Origin of the sequence: Sphaerisporangium sp. B11E5 (assembly GCF_039871875.1) — a bacterium.
GTDB lineage: Bacteria > Actinomycetota > Actinomycetes > Streptosporangiales > Streptosporangiaceae > Sphaerisporangium.
Genome location: NZ_JBDPMD010000005.1, coordinates 234,486 through 255,478, shown reverse-complemented (window position 1 = coordinate 255,478; position 20,993 = coordinate 234,486). Strand labels below are relative to the sequence as shown.

The window sequence follows — 20,993 nt, the reverse complement described above, 5'->3', positions numbered from 1 at the left end:
CTCATCAAGGGCTGATCAGCGGTGGATGGCGGCGAACAGCTCCTCCCAGCGGTCGAGCACCGGCTCCAGGCGGAACGACGCGGCGTGGGCGCGGGCGGCGGCGCCGAGCCGGCGGCGGCGGGCCGGGTCGGCCATCAGGCCGGCCAGGGCGCCGGTGAACGCGTCCAGGTCGGGGTGCGGCACGAGCACACCCGTCGTGCCGTCCAGCACCAGGGAGCGCACCCCGCCTGACACGTCGAAGGCGACGGCCGGCATGCCGTGCGCCGCCGCTTCTGCCACCACCGGCGGCAGGCCCTCGTGCTCGCTGGTCAGGCCGAGCACGGCGGCGTTGAGGAACTCCCTGCCGAGCTCGGCCGCCGCGACCCGCCCGCGGAACACCACGCGGTCCGCGACGCCCGCCGCGGCCGCGCAGGCCCGCAGGCGCGGCAGCTCGGGCCCGTCGCCGACCAGGTGGAGCTCCCACCCGGCGCGGGCCCGGGCCGCGCGGGCGAACGCGGTGATCAGGCGGTCGAACCGTTTGCCCGGCACGAGCCTGCCCACCCCGAGCACCCGGGGCACGTCCAGGTACGACGTCGTGTCCGGCCAGGCGCGCAGCGGGCCCGGCAGGTCCACCGCGTTCGGCAGCAGCGCCTCCTCGGCGAACCGCCAGGCGTCGTCGGCGCTCGGGAACACGGCACGGTCCAGCGTGCCGTAGTGCCGCCGCACCTGCGCCAGGCGTCCGCCCGCGCGGGCCTGCGCGAACGACCCGTGGTACTGCCCGATCACCCGCATGCCCTCCGGGACCGTCCCCGCCAGCAGGCCCGTGACCTCAGGGCAGGTCAGCACCGCGATCCCGCCGCCCGCCTCCCGCAGCGTCCGCGCCCCCCACCACCGCGCCACGCCGCGCCACGGGGTGCCCCACCCCGGCGCCCGCCGCTCGTACAGCGGCCGCTCGACGTAACGGAACGGCGCCCCCGCCCGCCGCAGCCCGGCGACCCGCACCGCGTACCCCCGGACCGCGAGGCCCTGCGCGAGCGTGTGCGTGACCTGCTGCACCCCGCCCAGCGCGTCGGCGTCCACACAGACGAACACGACCGTCATCGGCGGCGCTCGTGCGGGTGGAAGAACGCGTCGACGACCCGGCGGGCCGCGTCCCCGGTCTCCTCGGCGCAGTACAGGGCCCGGAAGTCGGCGTACCGGGCGGCGTGCCGTTCCCTGACGTCCTCCAGGTCGGCGAGGGCCGCCACGAGTTCCTTGGGGGTGGTCAGGACGGGACCGGGCACGGGCTCGCGCGGGTCCGCGGCGGGCCCGCCGGGGGAGTAGATCAGGATGGGGCGGCCGGTGCAGGCGTAGTCGCGGACCAGCGGCATGCAGTCGCCCGCCAGCGCGTCCGAGGCGAGGATCAGGTCGTTGACCTCGGGGTAGCCGGCGGCGGAACGCACGAGGGGGCGCACCCGGCGGGGCACCCTGTACCGCGGGCCGGCGCGGAGCACGATCACCCACTGGCCCGCCAGGGCCTCGGCGAGGGTCTCCAGCTCGTCGCCGGCCGTCGTGCCGGGGTGCGGGGCGTACAGCAGGATCCGGCGGTCCGGGGGGATCTCCAGTGCCTCACGCACCCGAGCCGCCGCGCCGGGGTCGCCGGTGACGAGCACGTCGCACTTGGGGGAGCCGAACGGCAGCACGGTGCCGGTGAACTCGGTGGCCGGCACGAAGACCCGCGCGAACTCCGGCCCGGGGGACACCAGGGCGTCCCACCGGGTCACCGCCGCCCCGCGCCCGGCGGGATCGCCGCCCCCCGGCCCGGGGAACCCGTCCCACGTCTGCAGGTAACGCGTGCGGGCGGGCTTGGGGAAGCCGGGCGGCAGGCCGCGGTCGTCCACCCAGTACCCCGACCGGGCGAGCAGCCAGACGTACCGCCAGCTCATCCGCCGCACCAGGGGCACGTCCGCCGGGAAGCCCGCCGCGTCGTCCCGCACCGACCAGCACACCCGCAGCGGCAGGCCGCGGCGCCGGATCTCCTCGTGGACGTACTTCGGGTTGCCGGTGCAGGCCGCCCCGCCGGCCGACTCGAACAGCGCGAGGTCGCGGCGGGGCCGCACGACGCGGATCAGCCGCCGGTACACCCATTCCTTGACGCGGACGCCGGTGAGCACCCGGGGCCGCGGCCGGGCCGTGCGGCGGCGCGCCCCGGCGCGGCGCCACCGGACGCGCAGGAAGGCGCTGTCGCCCACCGGCCCCACGGTGATCCGGTGCCCGCCGGCGGTGAGCGCCAGCGGGGGAGTGGCGGGGTCGATCAGCAGCCGGTCGCTGGTGTGGTGGCCGTCGGCCCGGGTGAACCTGATGAGCGCGTCGGTACGCCCGTCGCGTCCCGGCCGGATCTCCGCGAGGTCGGTCTCGGCCCTGATGAGGTACCCGCCGTCGGGCTGCCTGCGGGGCGCCAGCCGCACCCGCACCCCCCGCACCACCAGGTCGGCCACGGTACGGTGGCGGCGCAGCACCGCGAACGGGTCGTACGTCCTGATCGTCATGGACACGACCGTGCCCGACACCGTCATCTCGGTGACCTCGTGCCGGATCCGCGAGGCGGAGAACGGCAGCTCGGCCAGCCCCAGCCCCGTGATGTCCAGTCCCGGGTGCGCGCGTGTCCCCCAGTAGGTGCGCCCGTCCACCCGCAGCGCGTGCCGCGGCGCGGCCCGCGGCGTGGTGAGCGACCGCGCCGCGACCACCAGGTCGTCCACCCGGTCGGCCTGCACGAGGTGGCAGCACACCGCGACCATCGGGTCCACCGTGGCCGCGACACCCGGCTCCAGCTCGTCCAGGTAGGGCCGCAGCACCGCCGCGAACTCCTTGACCCACACGGTGCTCCGCCGCGGCAGCCCGTCCAGGTGCTCACGCAGATCGTGCACCAGGAACCGCCGCTGCCGGTCACCCACGAGGTCGGGCGCCCCGCCGTCGCGCAGCCGCGCGTCCGCCATCCGCGCGGCCCGCACCCGCCGCCGCACGTCCTCCATGTCGCCGGCGTCGTCCCCGGCCCTCCCCGCCGTGACGAGCCGCACCGGCCACGGCACCACCGCGAACCGCCGCGCGTCCCGGAAGACCGTGGAGGTGAACACGACGTCCTCCCCGTGGACGTCCTCGGGGAACCGCAGCCCGTGCTCGCGCAGGAACGCCGTCCGGTACAGCTTGTTGGTCGCCGCCGCGTCCAGGAACATCCGCGGCTCCGCGCGTATCCCGTCCACCACCCGCCGCGGCGCGTACAGCCCCGCCCGCGGCGCCGCCGCCGTTCCCCGTCCGCGCGCCTGGCCCCACCCGATCGCCCCGGTCGCGAAGTCCGCCCCCGTCCGCTCCACCTCCGCGAGCAGGCTCCCGCAGGCGTGCCGCGTCAGCTCGGCCCCCGCGTCCAGCACCATGACGAACGGTGCCCGCGCCGCGTCCAGGCCGTCGTTGCGCGCCGCCCCCCGCCCGCCGGAGTCCTGCCCCGCGACGAACCGCACCCGCCCGTCCCCGCCGCCGGGCCCGCCTGTCCCGGCCCCGACGACGATCAGCTCCAGGTTCCCCAGCGACTGCCCGAGCACCGACCGCACGACCCGGGGGTCCGGGTCGTCGAAGGTGGTGAGCACAACGCTGACGTCCGGTCGCATGCTGCCCCCCGAGTCGGCATCCGTGCTGACTCGGGTATTCCCGTGCCACCCGCTCTGCCGCCTCTGCCAGGGGACTGCTGACCCCCACTTGCCGGACTTTTGCGTATATCGCCGGGTCTAGCGGCGGGTGAACAGGCGGCGCAGCACCCAGGCCAGCAGGATCGCCGCGGTCACGGCCGCCGCCGCGGGGGCGAGGCGCTTGAGGAGGGGGACACCCGCGACCTCCAGCAGGTCCAGGGCCTCTTCCTCCGGGGTGCGGCTGGTGCGCGCCGTGCCGGCCGGGTGCGCCTCGCGTGCGCTGAGCTCCTCCACGTCCGCGGGGTCGGGGACGGCCGACAGGTGGCGCGCGGGAGGTTCGGTGCCGTTCGCGGCGGGCTTCAGAGGGGCGGGGACCGCCTGAGGGGAGGGCGACTCGACGGGCTCGTTGAACGGGGTGGTGGCGGGCTCGGTGGACGCGGGGGCGGCGCCTTCGGCGAGGGCCTTCTCCGAGGGGGGCTCCTGGACGTCGCGGAGCAGGGCCGCGAGGTTGGCGGCGAAACGGTCGATGAGCTTGGCGCCCACCTCGGCCATCACGCCGCGGCCGAACTGCGCGGGGCGGCCGGTGACGTTGAAGGAGGTGCGCACGTTCACCCGGGTCCAGCCGCCCTCGCCGGACAGCGCCGCCTCGACGTCCGCCTTGGCCGTGCCGGTGCCCCGCGCCTCCTTGCCCGACGCGCTGATGCCGATGGTGTGGCCGTCCTTGTCGACGGTGGTGAACGTCGCCTGGCCTCGGTACGTCACGGTGATCGGCCCGACCTTCACCTTGAGCCGCCCGGTGAACGCGTCCCCTTCCACGGTGTCGAGCGTCGCCCCCGGCAGGCACGGCGCCACCCGCTCCACGTCGAGGAGCACCGCCCACGCCTGCTCGACGGGCACGGGGACCGTGAAGTCATGCTCGAACCGCATCGCCATCAGATTCTCGGCAGGGACGCGCCGCCCAGATGGAGGGCGGGAGTGCCTGCCTCCTCCTCTCACCAGTTCGTGCGCACGACCAGCTGTATGCCGCGATACCCCGATACCGCACTACCCAATAACTGAAATCACTATTGCGGCATATCGCCGGTCGGGCGTCTCCTTCCACCCTACGGCGCGTCACCGCTCCCACGGGGATCCGCGGAGAAGGTCCGCCGATCCCCGCGGTATCGCCTGACCCGTTTTCCGCACGTCGCCTTCGACGACCTGGACCGATCGATCCCCGTGCCGGACAGCACATAGCACCCGGCCAGGGGCTTTCGGGCTCGTGCGGAAAACAGGTCTAAACCGCCAGGGCCGCCGCCGACAGCGCCCGGCAGGTCAGGACCCGGGCGAGGTGGGCGCGGTAGGCGGGGGACGCGTGCAGGTCGGCAGGAGGGGACGTGCCGTCCGCGGCGAGGGCGGACGCGTCGCGCAGTGCGCCGCCCGAGCCGTTGGCCGCGGCGCCGTTCAGCTCGGCACCGGGGACGGCCGACTCGACGGCGGTGGCGCGGACGGGGGTGGAGCCCATGTTGGTCAGGCCGACCCTGGCCTCCTCGACGCGCCGCGAGCCACCCGAACCGGAGACCCGGACCGCGGCGGCGACGCCGACGATGGCCCAGGCCTGGGCGGTGCGCTGGAACTTCTCGTAGTGGCAACCCCAGCCGGGGCCGAGCTTGGGGACCCGGACGGCGGTGAGGATCTCACCGGGTTCCATGACCGTCTCCAGGTAGTCGGCGAAGAAGTCGCGGGCCGCGACCACCCGTTCGCCGGACGCCGAGCGCAGCACCAGCTCCATGTCCAGGGCCACCGCCACGGCGGGCAGGTCGCCCGCGGGGTCGGCGTGCGCCAGGGAACCGCCGAAGGTGCCGCGGTGGCGGACGGCGGGGTCGGCCACCGTCGCGGTGGCGAGCGCGACCAGCGGGCACTCGGCGTTGACGACGGCGGAGCGCACCACCTCGTCGTGGGTGGTGCCCGCGCCGATGCGCACGTGGTCGTCCTCGTCCCTGACGCCGCGCAGCTCGCCGAGGCGGCCGACGTCCACCAGGACCGAGGGGTACGACAGCCGCAGCCGCAGCAGGGGCAGCAGCGACTGGCCGCCGGACAGCACCTTGGCCTCGTCCCCGGCGTCGCGCAGGACGTCAAGCGCCTCCTCCAGCGTCGCCGGGCGGACGTAGTCGAACGTGGCCGGGATCACGCGGCACCTCCGTTGATCGCCCGCCACACACGTTCCGGGGCGCAGGGCATGGGCACGTCGTGGACGCCGTACGGCCGCAGCGCGTCGACGACGGCGTTGACCACGGCGGGGGTCGAGGCGATCGTGCCGGCCTCGCCGACGCCCTTGACGCCGAGCGCGTTGGTGGTGGCCGGCGTCTCGGTGCGGTCGGTGACGAAGTCGGGCAGGTCGGCGGCCGACGGCAGCAGGTAGTCGGCCATCGTGGTGGTGAGCAGGTTGCCCTCGGCGTCGTACACGGCCTCCTCGAACAGCGCCTGCGCGATGCCCTGGGCGAGCCCGCCGTGCACCTGGCCCTCCACGATCATCGGGTTGACGACCTTGCCCACGTCGTCCACCGCGACGTACGACCTGATCTTGACGCCTCCGGTCTCGGTGTCCACCTCCACCGCGCACAGGTGGGTGCCGTGCGGGAACGAGAAGTTCTCCGGGTCGAACGTCGCCGAGGAGTCCAGGCTCGGCTCCACGCCGTCCGGCAGGTCGTGCGCCGCGAACGTCGCCAGCGCGACCTCCTGGATCGTCTTGCCCGCGTCGGTGCCGCGCACCCGGAACGTGCCCTCGGCGAACTCGACGTCGTCGGGTGACGCCTCCAGCATGTGCGCCGCGATCTGTCTGGCCTTCTCCTTCACCTTGTCGCAGGCGCGCAGCACCGCGATGCCGCCCACCACCAGCGAGCGCGAGCCGTAGGTGTCCATGCCCTTGTGCGAGACGGCGGTGTCGCCGTGCACCACCGAGACGTCCTCGAAGGGCACGCCGAGCGCGTCGGCGACGATCTGGCTCCACGCCGTCTCGTGGCCCTGGCCGTGCGGGCTCGACCCGGTGACCACCTCGACCTTGCCGGTCGGCAGCATGCGCACGTCCGCGTGCTCCCAGCCGCCCGCGCCGTAACTGAGCGAGCCGAGCACCCGGCTCGGCGCCAGGCCGCACATCTCGGTGAAGGTCGAGGTGCCGATGCCGAGCTGCACGTGGTCGCCGCGCTCGCGCCGGTCGGCCTGCTCGGCGCGCAGCTTGTCGTACCCGAACAGGGCGAGCGCCTTGTCGGTGGCCGCCTCGTAGTTGCCCGAGTCGTACGTCAGGCCGGCGATGGTGGCGTACGGGAACTCCTCGTGCCTGATCCAGTTGCGCCGCCGCACCTCGACGGGGTCCAGGCCGAGCTCGTGCGCCAGCTCGTCCATCACCCGCTCGATGGCATACGTCGCCTCCGGCCGGCCGGCGCCCCGGTAGGCGTCGGTGGGCATCTTGGTGGTGAACACGCCGGTGCACGTGAAGTCGTAGGCGTCCATCTTGTAGATGCCGTTGTACATGAACGCCCCGAGCAGCGGGATGCCCGGCGTGACGAGCATCAGGTACGCGCCCATGTCGGCCAGCAGGTCCACCTTCAGGCCACGGATGCGCCCGTCCGCCTCGGCGGCCAGGGAGATGCGCTGGAGCTGGTCGCGGCCGTGGTGCACGGTGAGGTTGCCCTCCGAGCGCGACTCGGTCCACTTGACCGGTTTGCCGAGCCGCCGCGCCAGGAGCAGCAGGATGACCTCCTCGGCGGTCACCTGGAGCTTGGAGCCGAAGCCGCCGCCGACGTCCGGGGCGATCACCCGCAGCTTGTGCTCGGGGATGCCGGTGACCGACGCCAGCATGATCCGCAGGATGTGCGGGATCTGGGTCGCCGAGTACAGCGTGAAGGCGTCGCCGTCGCTCTGCGCGACAACCGCGCGCGGCTCCATGGCCGAGGGGATGAGCCGCTGCTGCACGTAGGTGCGCTCCACGACCACCGGGGCGTCCTGGAACGCCGCGCCGATGTCCCCGGCGGCGAACTTCCACACGAACGAGCGGTTGCCCTGCTCGTGCACCTTCGGGGAGCCCTCGGTGAGGGCCTCGGTCATGTCAAGCACCGGCGGCAGCGGGTCGTAGTCGACCTCGACGGCCTCCAGCGCGTCCGCGGCCCGGTACCGGTCGGTGGCGACGACGCACGCGACGGCCTCGCCCGCGTACCTCACCTCGTCCACGGCCATCGGCGGGTGGTCGGGGATCACGATGTCCTCGGTGACCGGCCAGGCGCACGGCAGGCTGCCCTGCTCGTCCGCCAGGTCGCGCCCGCTGAACGCCGCCACCACGCCGGGCAGGCCGAGCGCGCCGGAGACGTCCACCCGGGTCAGCCGGGCGTGCGCCATGGGGCTGCGCAGGAACGCCACGTACAGCATGCCGGGGAGCTGGATGTTGTCGGTCCACCGGGTGCGGCCGGTGACCAGGCGCGCGTCCTCCTTGCGCCGCCGCGCCGCGCCGACCTCCGCGCGGCCGGGGGCGGGCTCGCTCAGCATGTCGCTCTCGGCGATGGTGCGCGCCACCATGCCGGCGTCGAGTTCCTCGGTCATCGGCCCCCCTCCCCGGTCGCGGTGGCCGCGTCCTGGCCGCTCATGTCCCGCGCGCCGCGCCGGACGGCCCTGACGATGTTGGTGTAGCCGGTGCACCGGCACAGGTTGCCTTCGAGGCCGTGGCGGATGGCGTCGTCGGAGGGGTCGGGGTCGTCCTTGAGCAGGTCGATCGCGGCGATGATCATGCCGGGGGTGCAGTAGCCGCACTGCAGGGCGTGTTCCTCGTGGAAGGCCCGCTGCATGGGGTGCCAGCCGCCGCCGTCGGCGGACAGGCCCTCCACGGTGACGACGTCGGATCCGTCGGCCTGCACGGCGAGCACCGAGCAGCTCTTGGCGCTCCGGCCGTCCAGCATGACGGTGCAGGCGCCGCAGTTGCCGGTGTCGCAGCCGATCGGCGTGCCCGTCAGGCCGAGGCGATCTCGCAGCAGATGGACGAGCAGCAGCCGGGGTTCCACCTCCTCCTCGTACGCGATTCCGTCGACGGTGACGGTGATACGGGTCATTCGTCCTCCATGCGCGCGCTGTTCAGGCGTCATCGCTGACGTACGGCCCTCGGGCCGTGGTCCCGTGCGCGGCCAGTGCGGACCTCGCTGGAGGTGGAGCTTCGGCAGGCGCCGTACCTGGCGAGCGCACTAACGGGGATTGATGTGGTAGGAGTGAGAACCGACAAATGCGAAAGTACGCCGATGGGCTCCCTGGTCAACCCCCGTGACGGTAAAAGACCCGCCTCTCCCGTCTCAGCGCTTGCGGATCGCGCGGGAGATCACCGCGAAGAAACCGGCGAAACCGAGGCCGGAGACCAGGGCGAGGAGCATGACGCCCGTGTCAGGCGGCGGTTTCACCAGGTATCGGATCCCGATGCCGATGAAAAGCAGGCCGGAGAACAACGACAACCAGTCGGTGCGGTGCCAGTACCGGCGCTTCTTCTTCACCGGCGCGGTCTCGCCGGGCTCAGGCAGCACGGCACACCTCGACGTCCCCGATGCCCGCCTTGACGTGCAGCTCGATCACCGGCACCGGGCCGCTCACCGGGACGTCCGGCGCCAGCACCCCGTTGTGGGTGATGTCCGTGCCGCCCTTCACCTTGTGCTCGATCTTGACGTCGCCGAGGCGGGTGTGGCCGAACACCTCGACCCGCGCGGTGCGGGGCACGATGACCTTGATCTCGCCGACCGACACCGAGGCGTCGAACCGGGTGCGGGAGCCGGGGGGCAGCTTGGTGTCGCTCAGGTCGAGCGTGCCGTCCCCGATGCCGACCGCGTAGGTGCGCACCGGCTCGGAGGTGTCCACCGGTTCCCAGGTGTAGCTGCCGATCTTCTTCGGGATGTCGCTCACACCGGCCCCCGCGATCAGGACGAGCGACAGGACGGTCCCGGCGGCGACCAGTCCGGCGCCCCGGTCGAACCACGTCGTGATGAGCAGTCCCGCGCCGACGATGATGAGCGCCACCCCGCCGATCAGTGGGAGGTGTGACGGGCTGGGCGGCGCCTGCGTGGCGACCATGATCCCTCCGACCAGGAGCGCGATGAAGACGGTGAGCCCGCCGATGTAGGCCCTCGGCCGCCGCTCCCTCTTGTTCGGAGGGTGCACGGTGCCGGTGCGGGCCCATTCGTAGGGGTTGTACGGCTGCCGGGCGTACGGGCCGTGCGGGGCGAAGGGCTCGCCCGAGGAGTCGTAGCCGCCCCGCCGTCCCGGCCACGTGGGCGGCGGCGGTGGCGGTGGCGCGGCCGGCCGCACGGGCCGGCCCTGGCGCGCGGCCTCGGTGGCCTGGCGTGCCTCACGCGCGGCCTCTCGTGCCAGCTCCGACAACGAGCGGTAGGGGAGCGGCGCCCCTGGTGTGCCCGGTGCCCCGGGTGCCCCCGCGGGCTCGGCGGAGGGTGCCGCGGGCGGAGCGTCCTGCGGGTAGGTGGCCGTGGCGGACATCCCGGCCGCGGGCATCCCCGAGGCGGGCGTCCCCATGGGAGGCGGTCCCATGGAGGGCACGAACGCCGGCGGGGCGTACGGAGCTGGGGCGGGACGCTGGGAGGCGGTGCGCAGGCGCTCGGGGAGCGACCTGGCCAGCCCCAGCAGGTCCACGCCGCGGGCGTGCGCCGCGAGCAGGGTGATGGCCAGCAGCGTGCCGACGACGACGGTGGCGACGCCGATGCCGTCCGCGGCGAGGTTGATGACCAGGCCGAGCGTGAAGATCGTGCCGAGCAGTCCCATCACCGTCTCGGGGTCGAACACCCGGCGGCTCCACTGCTCGGCGTATCCGGGGCCGCCGTCCGGCGCCCGCATCAGCAGGAAGGCCGCGACGTACAGCATGATGCCGATGCCGGAGCCGATCACCAGGACCGCGCAGCCCACCCGGAAGATCACAGGGTCCATCCCCGTGTACCTCCCGAGGCCCGCGCACACCCCGGTGATCATGCGGCCATCGTTGTCGCGCCCGAGCACGCGCTCCTCGTCGTCCACAGCCGCGAAGGTACCCGCTGCGGGCTGTGCGCCGGGATCGCCTGCTTCTGTCATGGCTCCATCGTGGCCATGGCCGCTCCCGGCCACCATCCGGGACACCCCTGACTCGTCCCCGAGCCCTCAGGGGACGAGTCAGGGAGCGCCCTGATGCGCTCGGTGCCGTTCACGTGTGACGATGCAGGGGAGATGAGCGAGACCCCCACACTTCCCGAGACCGCCCCGCGGCTGGTCAGGCCGGTGCACGGCCGGCTCGTCGCGGGCGTCGCCCAGGGCGCCGCAGGGCAGCTACGGCTGGACCCCGTCGTGCTGCGCCTGGGCTTCGTGCTGCTCAGCGTGCTCGACGGCGTGGGCATCATCGCCTACGCGGCGCTGTGGATGTTCACACCGCGCGAGCCCCATGAAGGCGAGGCGCCCCCGCGCGACTGGGGCCAGTTCACCGCGTACGCCGTGCTCGGCCTGGCCCTCACCGCCTTCGGCTGGCTCACCGGCGCCTCCGCCGGAGGGCTCGGCACCTGGTCGATCGCCATCGGCGGCATCGGCACCCTGATCCTGTGGCAGCAGGCCGAGCCCGGGCGGCGGCAACGCTGGATGACCGACGCCGTGCGCCAGGTGCGCCGGTCGTGGGTCCGCACCGGCATCGGCCTGATGCTCGTGATGACCGGCGCGATCGGCTTCCTCGCGGCGCAGGGCAAGCTCGCCGAGGCCCGCCCCGGGCTGGTGTTCACCGCGGTCGTGATCGGCGGCATCGGCCTGATCGCCGCGCCGTGGCTCACCGCCCTGTGGAAGGAACTGCAGAAGGAGCGCCGCGAGCGCATCCGGCAGGAGGAGAGGGCCGAGATGGCCGCGCACGTGCACGACTCGGTCCTGCACACTCTGACGCTGATCCAGCGCAACGCCAACGACCCGTTCGAGGTCACCCGGCTGGCGAGGTCACAGGAGCGCGAGCTGCGCAACTGGCTGTACCAGCCCAAGGCGGACGCCGACGCGTCGATGGCCGCCGCGGTGCGCCGCGTCGCCGCGGAGATCGAGGACGAGCACGGCGTGCCGATCGAGATCGTCTGCGTGGGCGACTGCGACCTGGACGACGGGCTGCGCGCCATGCTGCAGGCCACCCGGCAGGCCATGGTCAACGCCGCCAAGTACGCCGAGGCCCCCGTCATCTCGGTGTACGCCGAAGCGGAGGCCGACGAGGTCACCGTGTTCATCCGCGATCGGGGCAAAGGGTTCAGCATGGATGATGTACCCGACGACCGCATGGGCATCCGGCAGTCGATCATCGGCAGGATGGAGCGGCACGGCGGGAGTGCCCGGGTCAAGACCGCCCCGGGCGAGGGCACAGAGGTAATGCTGACGATGAAGCGGGAACGGGTGTGAGCACGGTGAGCGTGGTCAAAGTACTGATCGTGGACGACCACCGGCTGTTCAGGTCCGGCGTACGCGCCGAACTGGACGCCAGGATCGAAGTGGTGGGCGAAGCCGAAGACGTCGAATCCGCCGTCACCGCCATCGAGCAACTGACCCCCGACGTCGTCCTCCTGGACGTCCACATGCCCGGCGGCGGCGGCCAGGAAGTCCTCCGCCGCGTCCTCGGCTCCGGCGCCCAGGTCCGCTTCCTGGCCCTCTCCGTCTCCGACGCCGCCGAAGACGTCATAGGCGTGATCCGCGGCGGCGCCCGCGGCTACGTCACCAAGACCATCAGCGGCCGCGAACTGACCGACGCCATAGTCCGCGTCTCCGAAGGCGACGCCGTCTTCTCCCCTCGCCTCGCCGGCTTCGTCCTGGACGCCTTCGCCTCCAGCGAAGCCCCCAGCATCGACCCCGAACTCGACTCCCTCACCACCCGGGAACGCGAAGTCCTCCGCCTGATCGCCCGAGGCTACGCCTACAAAGAAATAGCCAAAGAACTCTTCATATCCGTCAAGACCGTAGAAACCCACGTCTCCTCCGTCCTCCGCAAACTCCAACTCTCCAACCGCCACGAACTCTCCCGCTGGGCCACCGCCCGCCGCCTGGTCTGACCCACAGCGCCCCACCCACGCCCGCCGTCCGCTCTGACCTACGGTGGGTCGGCCTCGTCCGCTGGTTGGTCAGGCTTGTGGTGGGTGGGCCACGTCTGCTGGTTGGCCTGGCTTGTGGTGGGTGGGCCACGTCTGCTGGTTGGCCTGGCCAGTGGCGGGTGGACCTTGTCCGCTCTGGCCCGTGATGGGTGGGCCACGTCCGACGGAGGCGGTTCCCGGCCGGGCTATGGTCAGGCCCCCAGCCAGAGCAGCCTTGCCGGCGCCGGTACGGCGGGATCTGGTCACGGCGAAGTCGGCGCCGTCATACGGCGGGACACCGGCGCACCCCGTCGGCCGAGGCTTTCAGGCCGATCGGCTTTCAACCCGACTTCGGCTGCTGTGGTCATTTGCCCACCATCGAGTTTCCTCACCCAACCCCGCGCGGCTTCCCACCGCGAAATACGGGCCCGCCGGGCACGGGCTGGGCTGGCCGGGAACGGGCTGCGCCGTGCCGGGGCGGGTCCCTGGCCGGGGTATGGTCGGGCTCCTGGCCAGAACGGTCTTTTCGGCGCCGGTACGGCGGGATCTGGTCACGGCGAAGTCGGCGCCGTCATACGGCAGGACACCGGCGCACCCCGTCGGCCGAGGCTTTCAGGTGTGTCGTCCTGAACCGGAGCCGCGTCGGTGGGATGTGGTGCGGCGGAACCGGCGTCGCCGTACGGTGGGTGGCTCGGTGGTTCGTTCTGCTTGGTCTCACTTTGGTGGAGCGGTCGCGCGGGGAATGGGTTGGTCCGTCAGGATTGGAACGTGACCCCTCGCACAGTGGTTTTGCTCGTACTGGTGGCCGTGCTCGCGACTGGCTGTGGCCGGTTGGCCGGGCCGGACGGTTCGGGTGCGCCGGACTCGGACACGGGCTCGTCCGAGCCGGCGCGGTCGGCGGAGCCGTCCAAGGAGGAAGAGCAGCCCGCTGGGCAGACGTTCGAAGAGGACGTCGCGCTCGCGCGTGATCTCACCGAGAAGTTCTGGGAGCAGCGGTTCGAGGCGGCGGGACGGTCGTACCGGCCGCTGACCCGCTTCGAGGCGTACTCCGGCAACGACGGGCCCGACTGCGGCGGGCAGCCGGCCGTGCCGCAGAACGCGTTCTACTGCCCGATCGGGCACTTCGTGGCTTACGACGCGGACTGGATGCGCGGCCTTTACGACCAGCTCGGCGACGGATCGGTGTACGTGATCGTGCCCCACGAGATCGGGCACGCGGTGCAGGCGCAGCTCATGAGCGACTTCAGCTTCAGCGTCGAGCGGGAGCTCCAGGCCGACTGCTACGCGGGCGGTGCGCTCGGCGGCCTCGTGCAGGGCGGTCAACTGCAGGCCGAGGACGGCGACGAGGACGAGCTGATGACCAACCTCGCCGCGGCCGGCGACCCCAGCGACGCCTGGTGGCGCGAGGACGCCCACGGCACCGCCGCCCAGCGCCAGGAGTCCTTCGCCGGCGGGTACAACAACGGCGTCGACTCCTGCTGAGCCGGTCGACGGCTCGTTCGTGAAGCAGGTGGAGGTTCGTGACGCAGGGGGATTCGTGAGCGAGGGGCTGTCCGCGAAGCGGGGGGATTCGTGTGCGAGGGGCTGTTTGTGAAGCGGGAGGATTCGTGACGCAGGGGTGGTCGTGAAGGAAGAAGAGCACCCGGGCGGACAGGGCCACCTGCTGCCGTCCGCGCTCGCCGTCCTCCTGGCCGCGAACGTCATGAACAACCGTGTCGCGCGAAGAATCGCCCCGCTCACCTCGGCCGCCGCGGCGGGCACCCTGCTGCTCCTGGCCCGGCGGGCGGGCCTGACCTGGGAGGAGATGGGCTTCACCAGGGGACGCAAGGGCGCCCGCATCGGCGGCACCCTGGCCGCGGCCGTCACCGCCGCGTACGCGGGCGGCGTCCTGCTCCCCGCCACCAGGAAGCTCTTCCACGACGAACGGGCCCTGCGCCTGTCCCGGGCCCGCCTCCTGGAGGAGACCCTGATCCAGGTCCCCGTGGGCACCGTGCTGCTGGAGGAGGTCGCCTTCCGCGGCGTCCTCCCCGCAGCCCTGCGCCGCACCCACGGCCCCACCACATCCGTCTTGGCGTCCTCAGCCCTCTTCGGCCTCTGGCACGTCCTCCCCGCCGTGGACATGGCCGCCGCCAACCCGTCCCTGGGCGGCCTCGCCGCCGCCGCGGACCCGGGCCTCGGCGACCTCGCCGCCACGGCCGTCCCGGCCCTCGCCGACCCCGCCCCAGCCAGCCCCGGACCCGACACCCTCGGACCCGACACCCTCGGACCCGACACCCTCGGACCCGACACCCTCGGACCCGACACCCTCGGACCCGACACCCTCGGACCCGACACCCTCGGACCCGACACCCTCGGACCCGGCGGCCCCGGCCCCGGCGGCACCAAGCCCGGCGCCTCCGCCCGCCCGCCATGGACCCGGCGCCGCGGCCCCGCGCTGGCGGCCGTCGTGGCGGGCACCGTCGTCTCGACCACCGCCGCCGGGGTGTTCTTCCACGAGTTGCGTCGCCGAGGCGGGCTGCTGGCCCCGTCCCTCACCCACCTGGCGACCAACTCGCTCGGCTTCCTCGCCGCCCGCGCCGCGGCCCTGCTGCCGGACCGGCGCGAGGACAAGGATCAGGGCGTCGGCACCACCTGGAACGACTCGGCGTAGGTGCCGGGCGGCAGGCCACCCTCCTCGGCGTTGCGGGCCAGGAAACCCTTGACGAACCCCTCAAGCCCGTCGTCCAGGTGACCGGTCTGGCTCACGTGCGCCCGCAGCGCGGCCAGCTTGCGGTCCAGGGTGGCGGTGATGTCCACGAAATGGTTCGGCGTCGGGCCTCCGGACAGCCACACCTCGCGCACCACCCACGGCTCCAGACCCTCGTCGGCGATGAGCTCGGGGAACGTGTACGGGTTGCGGGCGTCGGGATAGACCGCGTCCAACGTGGCGCTCCCGACCGCCCGGTGGTCGGGGTGGCTCGGGCTGATCCGCACGTAGTTGCGCTCCGGCGAGGACGTGATCACCCGGTCCGGCCGCACCTGCCGGATCACCCGCGCGATGTCCTTGCGCAGCCCCAGCGTGGCCTCCACGACGCCGTCGCGGTACCCGAGGTGGCGCACGTCCTGCACCCCGACCCGTTTGGCGGCCTCGGCCTGCTCGGCCCGCCGCAGCGCCGCCATGCCCTCGCCGTCGGTCTCCCGGTCGAAGCCCCCGGCGTCCCCGTCGGTGACCAGGCAGTACACGACCTCGATGCCCTTGTCGGTGAACGCGGCGATGCTGCCGGCCGCCCCGAAGTCCACATCGTCTGGATGTGCGACCACCACGAGAACCCTGGCGATGTCGGCGTCGTCTAGCGCGGTCACGGTCGTCCTCCTCGGTTCGCGGCGTTTGCCCAGTCCGCGTCCTTTGCATTGTCCCGGCATTTCCAGCGTGCCGGTACATCGCCCTCCGCGGCACGTCCCGCCCCGCCGTCCCGGGGTTTCAGGGGTGGGGAGGGGGCGGAAGAGTCGGCCATTGTCGGTGGGGCGCCATACGCTAGGGGGCGTGTCGACCCGTGCCGTGAACCCCGCTGTTGATCACCCCCTGCTCGACGGTCTGAACCCCGAGCAGCGGGCCGCCGTCCTGCACGAGGGCGGGCCCCTGTTGATCGTCGCGGGCGCCGGGTCGGGCAAGACACGGGTGCTCACCCACCGCATCGCCTACCTGCTGTCCGAGCGCCACGTGCAGCCGCAGGAGATCCTCGCGATCACCTTCACCAACAAGGCCGCCCGCGAGATGAAGGACCGCGTGGAGCGCCTGGTCGGCCCCCGCTCCAAGGCCATGTGGGTGATGACCTTCCACAGCGCCTGCGTGCGCATCCTGCGCCGCGAGGCCAAGCGGCTGGGCTTCACCACCAGCTTCTCGATCTACGACCAGGCCGACTCCCAGCGCCTCATGGCCATGGTGTGCCGCGAGCTGGACCTCGACCCCAAGCGCTACCCGCCGCGGTCGTTCTCGGCCCAGGTCAGCAACCTGAAGAACGAGCTGGTCGACTACGAGACCGCGGCCTCGCAGGCCAAGACCCACCTGGAGCGCACGCTCGCCGAGGCGTACCGCACGTACCAGCAGCGGCTCACCGAGGCCGGCGCGATGGACTTCGACGACCTGATCATGCTGACGGTCACGCTGTTCCAGATCTTCCCCGACGTCGCCGAGCACTACCGCCGCCGCTTCCGCCACGTGCTGGTGGACGAGTACCAGGACACCAACCACGCGCAGTACATCCTGATCAGGGAGCTCGTCGGCCTCGCCGAGCTGCGCACCGCGGACGGCGACGTCGTGCGCGAGGGCGCGGTGGCCCCGGCCGAGCTGTGCGTGGTGGGTGACGCCGACCAGTCGATCTACGCGTTCCGCGGCGCGACCATCCGCAACATCCTGGAGTTCGAGCGCGACTACCCGGCGGCCCGCACCATCCTGCTGGAGCAGAACTACCGCTCCACCCAGACCATCCTGTCCGCCGCCAACGCCGTGATCTCGCGCAACGAGAGCCGCAAGCCGAAGAACCTCTGGTCCGACCAGGGCGCCGGGCCCCGCATCATCGGGTACGTCGCGGACAACGAGCACGACGAGGCCATGTTCGTCGCGCAGGAGGTCGACCGGCTCGCCGACGACGAGGGTGTCACGCCCGGCCAGGTCGCGGTGTTCTACCGCACCAACGCCGCCTCCCGGGTGTTCGAGGAGATCTTCATCCGCACCGGCCTGCCGTACAAGGTGGTCGGCGGCGTGCGGTTCTACGAGCGCCGCGAGGTGCGTGACCTGCTGGCGTACCTGCGGGTGCTGGCCAACCCCGGCGACACCGTGTCGCTGCGCCGGGTGCTGAACGTCCCGAAGCGCGGCATCGGCGAGCGGGCCGAGGCGATGGTCGAGGCGTTCGCTTCCCGCGAGCGCGTCCCGTTCTGGGAGGGGCTGCGGCGCGTGGACGAGGCCCCCGGGCTCGCCACCCGTTCGGTGAACGCCATCCGCGAGTTCGTGGCGCTGCTCGAGGACCTGCGCGGCAAAGAGCTGCCGATCTCCGAGCTGGCCGAGGAGGTCCTCACCGTCACGGGCTACCGCACGGAGCTCGAGACGTCCGGCGACCCGCAGGACGAGAGCAGGCTGGAGAACCTCAACGAGCTGATCTCGGTGGCCCAGGAGTTCGAGGAGGCCAACCCGGACGGCACGCTGGTCGACTTCCTTGAGCAGGTGTCGCTGGTGGCCGACGCCGACCAGATCCCCGAGGGCGAGGACCACCAGGGGGTGGTCACGCTGATGACGCTGCACACCGCCAAGGGCCTGGAGTTCCCTGTGGTGTTCCTCACCGGGCTGGAGGACGGCGTCTTCCCGCACATGCGCTCCCTCGGCGAGCCGCGCGAGCTCGAGGAGGAGCGCCGCCTGGCGTACGTCGGCATCACCCGCGCTCAGCAGCGGCTCTACCTGTCCCGGGCGGCCGTGCGCAGCTCCTGGGGCGCGCCGGCGTTCAACCCCGCGTCCCGGTTCCTCGCCGAGGTGCCCGCCGACCTGGTCGACTGGCGCGGCGACCCGGCCAAGTCCGCCTGGAGCGCCGCCACCACGCGCGAGAGCCGTCCCGCCGCCGCGCCGAAGAAGACCGGCGGGCGGGTCATGCCCAGCCTCAGCCCGGGGGACCGCGTCAGCCACGACTCGTTCGGCCTCGGCACCGTGGTGGCCGTCGAGGGCGCCGCCGAGAAGACCAAGGTCAAGGTCGACTTCGGGTCCGGCGGCGAGAAGACCCTGCTGCTGGCGTACGCGCCGCTGGACAAGTTGTGACCGCTGATTAGGCGGAATGTTTGCGGCGGCTTTTGTGTATTTTGTGGGAATTCCGGGGTATGCGTTCGCGCTTCCCTCGCTGGCAAAAGGCCCCCCGCCGGGCTGTCCACGTGCCGACGGGGGCTAGGCTTCTGAGGCCAGGCCTTCCGGCGGATCGCGGACACCCGGGGTCTGGTCCTCAACGTAGAGATGGCAGTCAGCCGGACAAGCAAGGACGGACCCTCGTGGACCTGTTCGAACATCAGGCGAAGGAGCTCTTCGCGGAGTATGGCATCCCGGTGCCGCGCGGCCGTGTCGCGCACACCGCGGATGAGGCGCGCGCGGCGGCGGAGGAGCTGACCGGGCGCACCGTGGTGAAGGCCCAGGTCAAGACCGGAGGACGCGGCAAGGCGGGTGGCGTGAAGCTCGCCGACGACGCCGCGGACGCCGAGCGGAAGGCCACCGAGATCCTCGGCATGGACATCAAGGGCCACACGGTCCACAAGGTCCTCGTCGAGGAGGCCAGCGCCATCGCGGAGGAGTACTACTTCTCCTTTCTGCTCGACCGGGCGAACCGCACCTTCCTCGCGATCTGCTCCGCGTCGGGCGGCATGGACATCGAAGAGGTCGCGCACACCGCGCCGGAGAAGGTCGCCAAGGTCCCGGTCTCCCCGCTGACCGGCGTGGACCGCGCCCGCGCCCGTGAGATCGCGCAGGCCGGCCACCTGCCCGAGGCCGCGCTGGACGGCGCCGCCGAGCTCGTCGAGAAGCTCTGGGCCGTCTTCGTGGACGAGGACGCCACCCTGGTCGAGGTCAACCCCATGATCCTCACCAAGGACGGCCAGGTGAAGGCCCTCGACGGCAAGGTCACCCTGGACGACAACGCCGCCTTCCGCCAGACCGAGCACGCGGCGTACGCCGACAAGGCCGCGGAGGACCCGCTGGAGGCCCGGGCCAAGGAGAAGGACCTCAACTACGTCAAGCTCGACGGCTCGGTCGGCATCATCGGCAACGGCGCCGGCCTGGTCATGTCCACGCTGGACGTCGTGGCGTACGCCGGCGAGTCGTTCGGCGGGCAGAAGCCGGCCAACTTCCTCGACATCGGCGGTGGCGCCTCGGCCGAGGTCATGGCCAACGGCCTGGAGATCGTGCTCTCCGACCCGAGCGTGAAGTCGGTCTTCGTGAACGTCTTCGGCGGCATCACCGCCTGCGACGCCGTCGCCAACGGCATCGTCGCGGCGTTCAAGCTCCTGTCGGACCGCGGCGAGGCCGTGACCCACCCGCTGGTCGTCCGGCTGGACGGCAACAACGCCACCCTCGGGCGGCAGATCCTCTCCGACGCGGGCCTGCCCCGCGTGGAACTGGTCGACACGATGGACGACGCGGCCAAGCGTGCCGCCGAGCTCGCCGCGGTAGGTGCGTAGTAATGGCTATCTGGCTGACCGAGAACAGCAAGATCATCGTTCAGGGCATGACCGGCTCGGAGGGCTCCAAGCACACCCGCCGCATGCTCAAGTCCGGTGCCAAGGTCGTGGGCGGTACCAACCCCCGCAAGGCCGGCACCACCGTCGACTTCGACGGCGTGGAGCTCCCCGTCTTCGCCACCGTGGCCGAGTCCATGGCCGCCACCGGCGCCGACGTCACCGTCATCTTCGTCCCGCCGGCGTTCACCAAGGCCGCCGTGATCGAGGCCATCGACGCCGAGATCCCCCTGGCCGTCGTCATCACCGAGGGTGTCCCGGTGCACGACACCACCGAGTGGTGGGCGTACAACATCTCCAAGGGCAACAAGACCCGCATCATCGGCCCCAACTGCCCCGGCATCGCGAGCCCCGGCGCCTCCAACGCCGGCATCATCCCCGCCGACATCACCACCGCCGGCCGCATCGGCCTGGTCAGCAAGTCCGGCACCCTGACCTACCAGTTGATGTACGAACTCCGCGACATCGGCTTCTCCACGGCGGTCGGCATCGGCGGCGACCCGGTCATCGGCACCACCCACATCGACGCCCTGGAAGCCTTCCAGGACGACCCCGAGACCGCCGCCATCGTCATGATCGGCGAAATCGGCGGCGACGCCGAAGAGCGTGCCGCCGCGTACATCGAGCAGCACGTGACCAAGCCCGTGGTCGCCTACGTGGCCGGCTTCACCGCCCCCGAAGGCAAGACCATGGGCCACGCCGGCGCCATCGTCAGCGGCTCCGCCGGCACCGCCCAAGCGAAGAAGGAAGCCCTCGAAAAGGTAGGCGTAAGGGTAGGCAAAACCCCCAGCGAAACCGCCCGCCTGATGCGCGACCTGATGCGCTGACCTTTCAGCCATACCCGTACGGCGCCCTCCCCTAGGGGGCGCCGTACGTATTTCCCAAGCTTTCTTGCCGGAAGGCGCATCCTCGCGATATCGCGCCCACCGCTCGGAAATGGGCCTCGCTCCGCTCGGACTGTTCTTATTGGGGCTCCCGCCCCAAACCCCAAGGCAAGGGCTCCGCCCCCACGCCCCCGACCCCCCACTGGTACTGTCGCGGGACGTCGATC

General features: G+C 72.3%; 16 protein-coding genes. 7 read left to right on the top strand and 9 right to left on the bottom strand.

Annotated features, from left to right (window positions below; genetic code table 11):
• Positions 1-15: 15 nt before the first annotated feature.
• From ABGB17_RS07750 to ABGB17_RS07715, 8 genes are all read right to left on the bottom strand, one after another.
• Positions 16-1,080, bottom strand: a complete 1,065-nt coding sequence (locus ABGB17_RS07750) for a glycosyltransferase (protein WP_347627114.1) — start codon at positions 1,078-1,080, stop codon at positions 16-18.
• Positions 1,077-3,620: a CDP-glycerol glycerophosphotransferase family protein gene (locus ABGB17_RS07745; protein ID WP_347627113.1), complete on the bottom strand. Its 2,544-nt coding sequence runs from the start codon at positions 3,618-3,620 to the stop codon at positions 1,077-1,079. The genes ABGB17_RS07750 and ABGB17_RS07745 overlap by 4 nt, the downstream gene beginning before the upstream one ends.
• A gap of 117 nt (positions 3,621-3,737) precedes the next feature.
• On the bottom strand, positions 3,738-4,565 hold the full coding sequence (locus ABGB17_RS07740) for an SRPBCC domain-containing protein (protein WP_347627112.1): 828 nt from the start codon (positions 4,563-4,565) through the stop codon (positions 3,738-3,740).
• A gap of 349 nt (positions 4,566-4,914) precedes the next feature.
• Complete coding sequence (locus ABGB17_RS07735; RefSeq protein ID WP_347627111.1) at positions 4,915-5,808, bottom strand: xanthine dehydrogenase family protein subunit M; 894 nt, start codon at positions 5,806-5,808, stop codon at positions 4,915-4,917.
• On the bottom strand, positions 5,805-8,156 hold the full coding sequence (locus ABGB17_RS07730; RefSeq protein ID WP_347627166.1) for a xanthine dehydrogenase family protein molybdopterin-binding subunit: 2,352 nt from the start codon (positions 8,154-8,156) through the stop codon (positions 5,805-5,807). The genes ABGB17_RS07735 and ABGB17_RS07730 overlap by 4 nt, the downstream gene beginning before the upstream one ends.
• Positions 8,157-8,206: 50 nt before the next feature.
• Entirely contained in the window at positions 8,207-8,713 is a 507-nt protein-coding gene (locus ABGB17_RS07725; RefSeq protein ID WP_347627110.1) for a (2Fe-2S)-binding protein, read from the bottom strand.
• A gap of 234 nt (positions 8,714-8,947) precedes the next feature.
• Positions 8,948-9,172 (bottom strand): hypothetical protein, encoded by a 225-nt coding sequence (locus ABGB17_RS07720; protein ID WP_347627109.1) that lies wholly within the window; start codon positions 9,170-9,172, stop codon positions 8,948-8,950.
• Positions 9,162-10,664, bottom strand: a complete 1,503-nt coding sequence (locus tag ABGB17_RS07715) for a PspC domain-containing protein (RefSeq protein ID WP_347627108.1) — start codon at positions 10,662-10,664, stop codon at positions 9,162-9,164. The genes ABGB17_RS07720 and ABGB17_RS07715 overlap by 11 nt, the downstream gene beginning before the upstream one ends.
• 186 nt (positions 10,665-10,850) lie before the next feature.
• On the opposite strand from ABGB17_RS07715, the gene ABGB17_RS07710 reads away from it, so the two are divergent.
• From ABGB17_RS07710 to ABGB17_RS07695, 4 genes are all read left to right on the top strand, one after another.
• Positions 10,851-12,038, top strand: coding sequence for a PspC domain-containing protein (locus tag ABGB17_RS07710; protein WP_347627107.1), 1,188 nt, complete (start codon positions 10,851-10,853; stop codon positions 12,036-12,038).
• A gap of 5 nt (positions 12,039-12,043) precedes the next feature.
• Positions 12,044-12,682 carry a response regulator transcription factor gene (locus tag ABGB17_RS07705; RefSeq protein WP_347627165.1) on the top strand — a complete coding sequence of 213 codons (639 nt, stop codon included), beginning with the start codon at positions 12,044-12,046 and terminating at the stop codon, positions 12,680-12,682.
• Between the two features lie 786 nt (positions 12,683-13,468).
• Complete coding sequence (locus tag ABGB17_RS07700; RefSeq protein ID WP_347627106.1) at positions 13,469-14,182, top strand: neutral zinc metallopeptidase; 714 nt, start codon at positions 13,469-13,471, stop codon at positions 14,180-14,182.
• Between the two features lie 142 nt (positions 14,183-14,324).
• A complete protein-coding gene (locus ABGB17_RS07695; protein ID WP_347627105.1) occupies positions 14,325-15,350 on the top strand; it encodes a CPBP family intramembrane glutamic endopeptidase in 1,026 nt (341 codons plus the stop codon).
• Here ABGB17_RS07695 and ABGB17_RS07690 read toward each other — a convergent pair.
• Complete coding sequence (locus ABGB17_RS07690; RefSeq protein WP_347627104.1) at positions 15,314-16,042, bottom strand: PIG-L deacetylase family protein; 729 nt, start codon at positions 16,040-16,042, stop codon at positions 15,314-15,316. The genes ABGB17_RS07695 and ABGB17_RS07690 overlap by 37 nt on opposite strands.
• A 181-nt stretch (positions 16,043-16,223) precedes the next feature.
• Between ABGB17_RS07690 and pcrA the strand changes: the two genes are divergently transcribed.
• The 3 genes from pcrA to sucD all read left to right on the top strand — a co-directional run bounded on the left by pcrA (position 16,224) and on the right by sucD (position 20,769).
• On the top strand, positions 16,224-18,482 hold the full coding sequence (gene pcrA, locus ABGB17_RS07685; protein WP_347627103.1) for a DNA helicase PcrA: 2,259 nt from the start codon (positions 16,224-16,226) through the stop codon (positions 18,480-18,482).
• Positions 18,483-18,706: 224 nt separating this feature from the next.
• The gene (gene sucC, locus ABGB17_RS07680; protein ID WP_347627102.1) at positions 18,707-19,885 is read left to right on the top strand and encodes an ADP-forming succinate--CoA ligase subunit beta; all 1,179 of its coding nucleotides are present in this window, start codon (positions 18,707-18,709) and stop codon (positions 19,883-19,885) included.
• A 2-nt stretch (positions 19,886-19,887) separates the two neighbouring features.
• Positions 19,888-20,769 carry a succinate--CoA ligase subunit alpha gene (sucD, locus tag ABGB17_RS07675; RefSeq protein WP_347627101.1) on the top strand — a complete coding sequence of 294 codons (882 nt, stop codon included), beginning with the start codon at positions 19,888-19,890 and terminating at the stop codon, positions 20,767-20,769.
• The last annotated feature ends 224 nt before the right edge of the window (positions 20,770-20,993 follow it).

What these genes read in the sequence shown, in the direction of transcription:
- sucD (WP_347627101.1), top strand. Translation starts at nt 19,888, where the DNA reads ATGGCTATCTGGCTGACCGAGAACAGCAAGATCATCGTTCAGGGCATG.
- ABGB17_RS07725 (WP_347627110.1), bottom strand. Translation starts at nt 8,713, where the DNA reads ATGACCCGTATCACCGTCACCGTCGACGGAATCGCGTACGAGGAGGAG.
- ABGB17_RS07730 (WP_347627166.1), bottom strand. Translation starts at nt 8,156, where the DNA reads ATGCTGAGCGAGCCCGCCCCCGGCCGCGCGGAGGTCGGCGCGGCGCGG.
- ABGB17_RS07745 (WP_347627113.1), bottom strand. Translation starts at nt 3,620, where the DNA reads ATGCGACCGGACGTCAGCGTTGTGCTCACCACCTTCGACGACCCGGAC.
- ABGB17_RS07740 (WP_347627112.1), bottom strand. Translation starts at nt 4,565, where the DNA reads ATGCGGTTCGAGCATGACTTCACGGTCCCCGTGCCCGTCGAGCAGGCG.
- ABGB17_RS07710 (WP_347627107.1), top strand. Translation starts at nt 10,851, where the DNA reads ATGAGCGAGACCCCCACACTTCCCGAGACCGCCCCGCGGCTGGTCAGG.
- ABGB17_RS07750 (WP_347627114.1), bottom strand. Translation starts at nt 1,080, where the DNA reads ATGACGGTCGTGTTCGTCTGTGTGGACGCCGACGCGCTGGGCGGGGTG.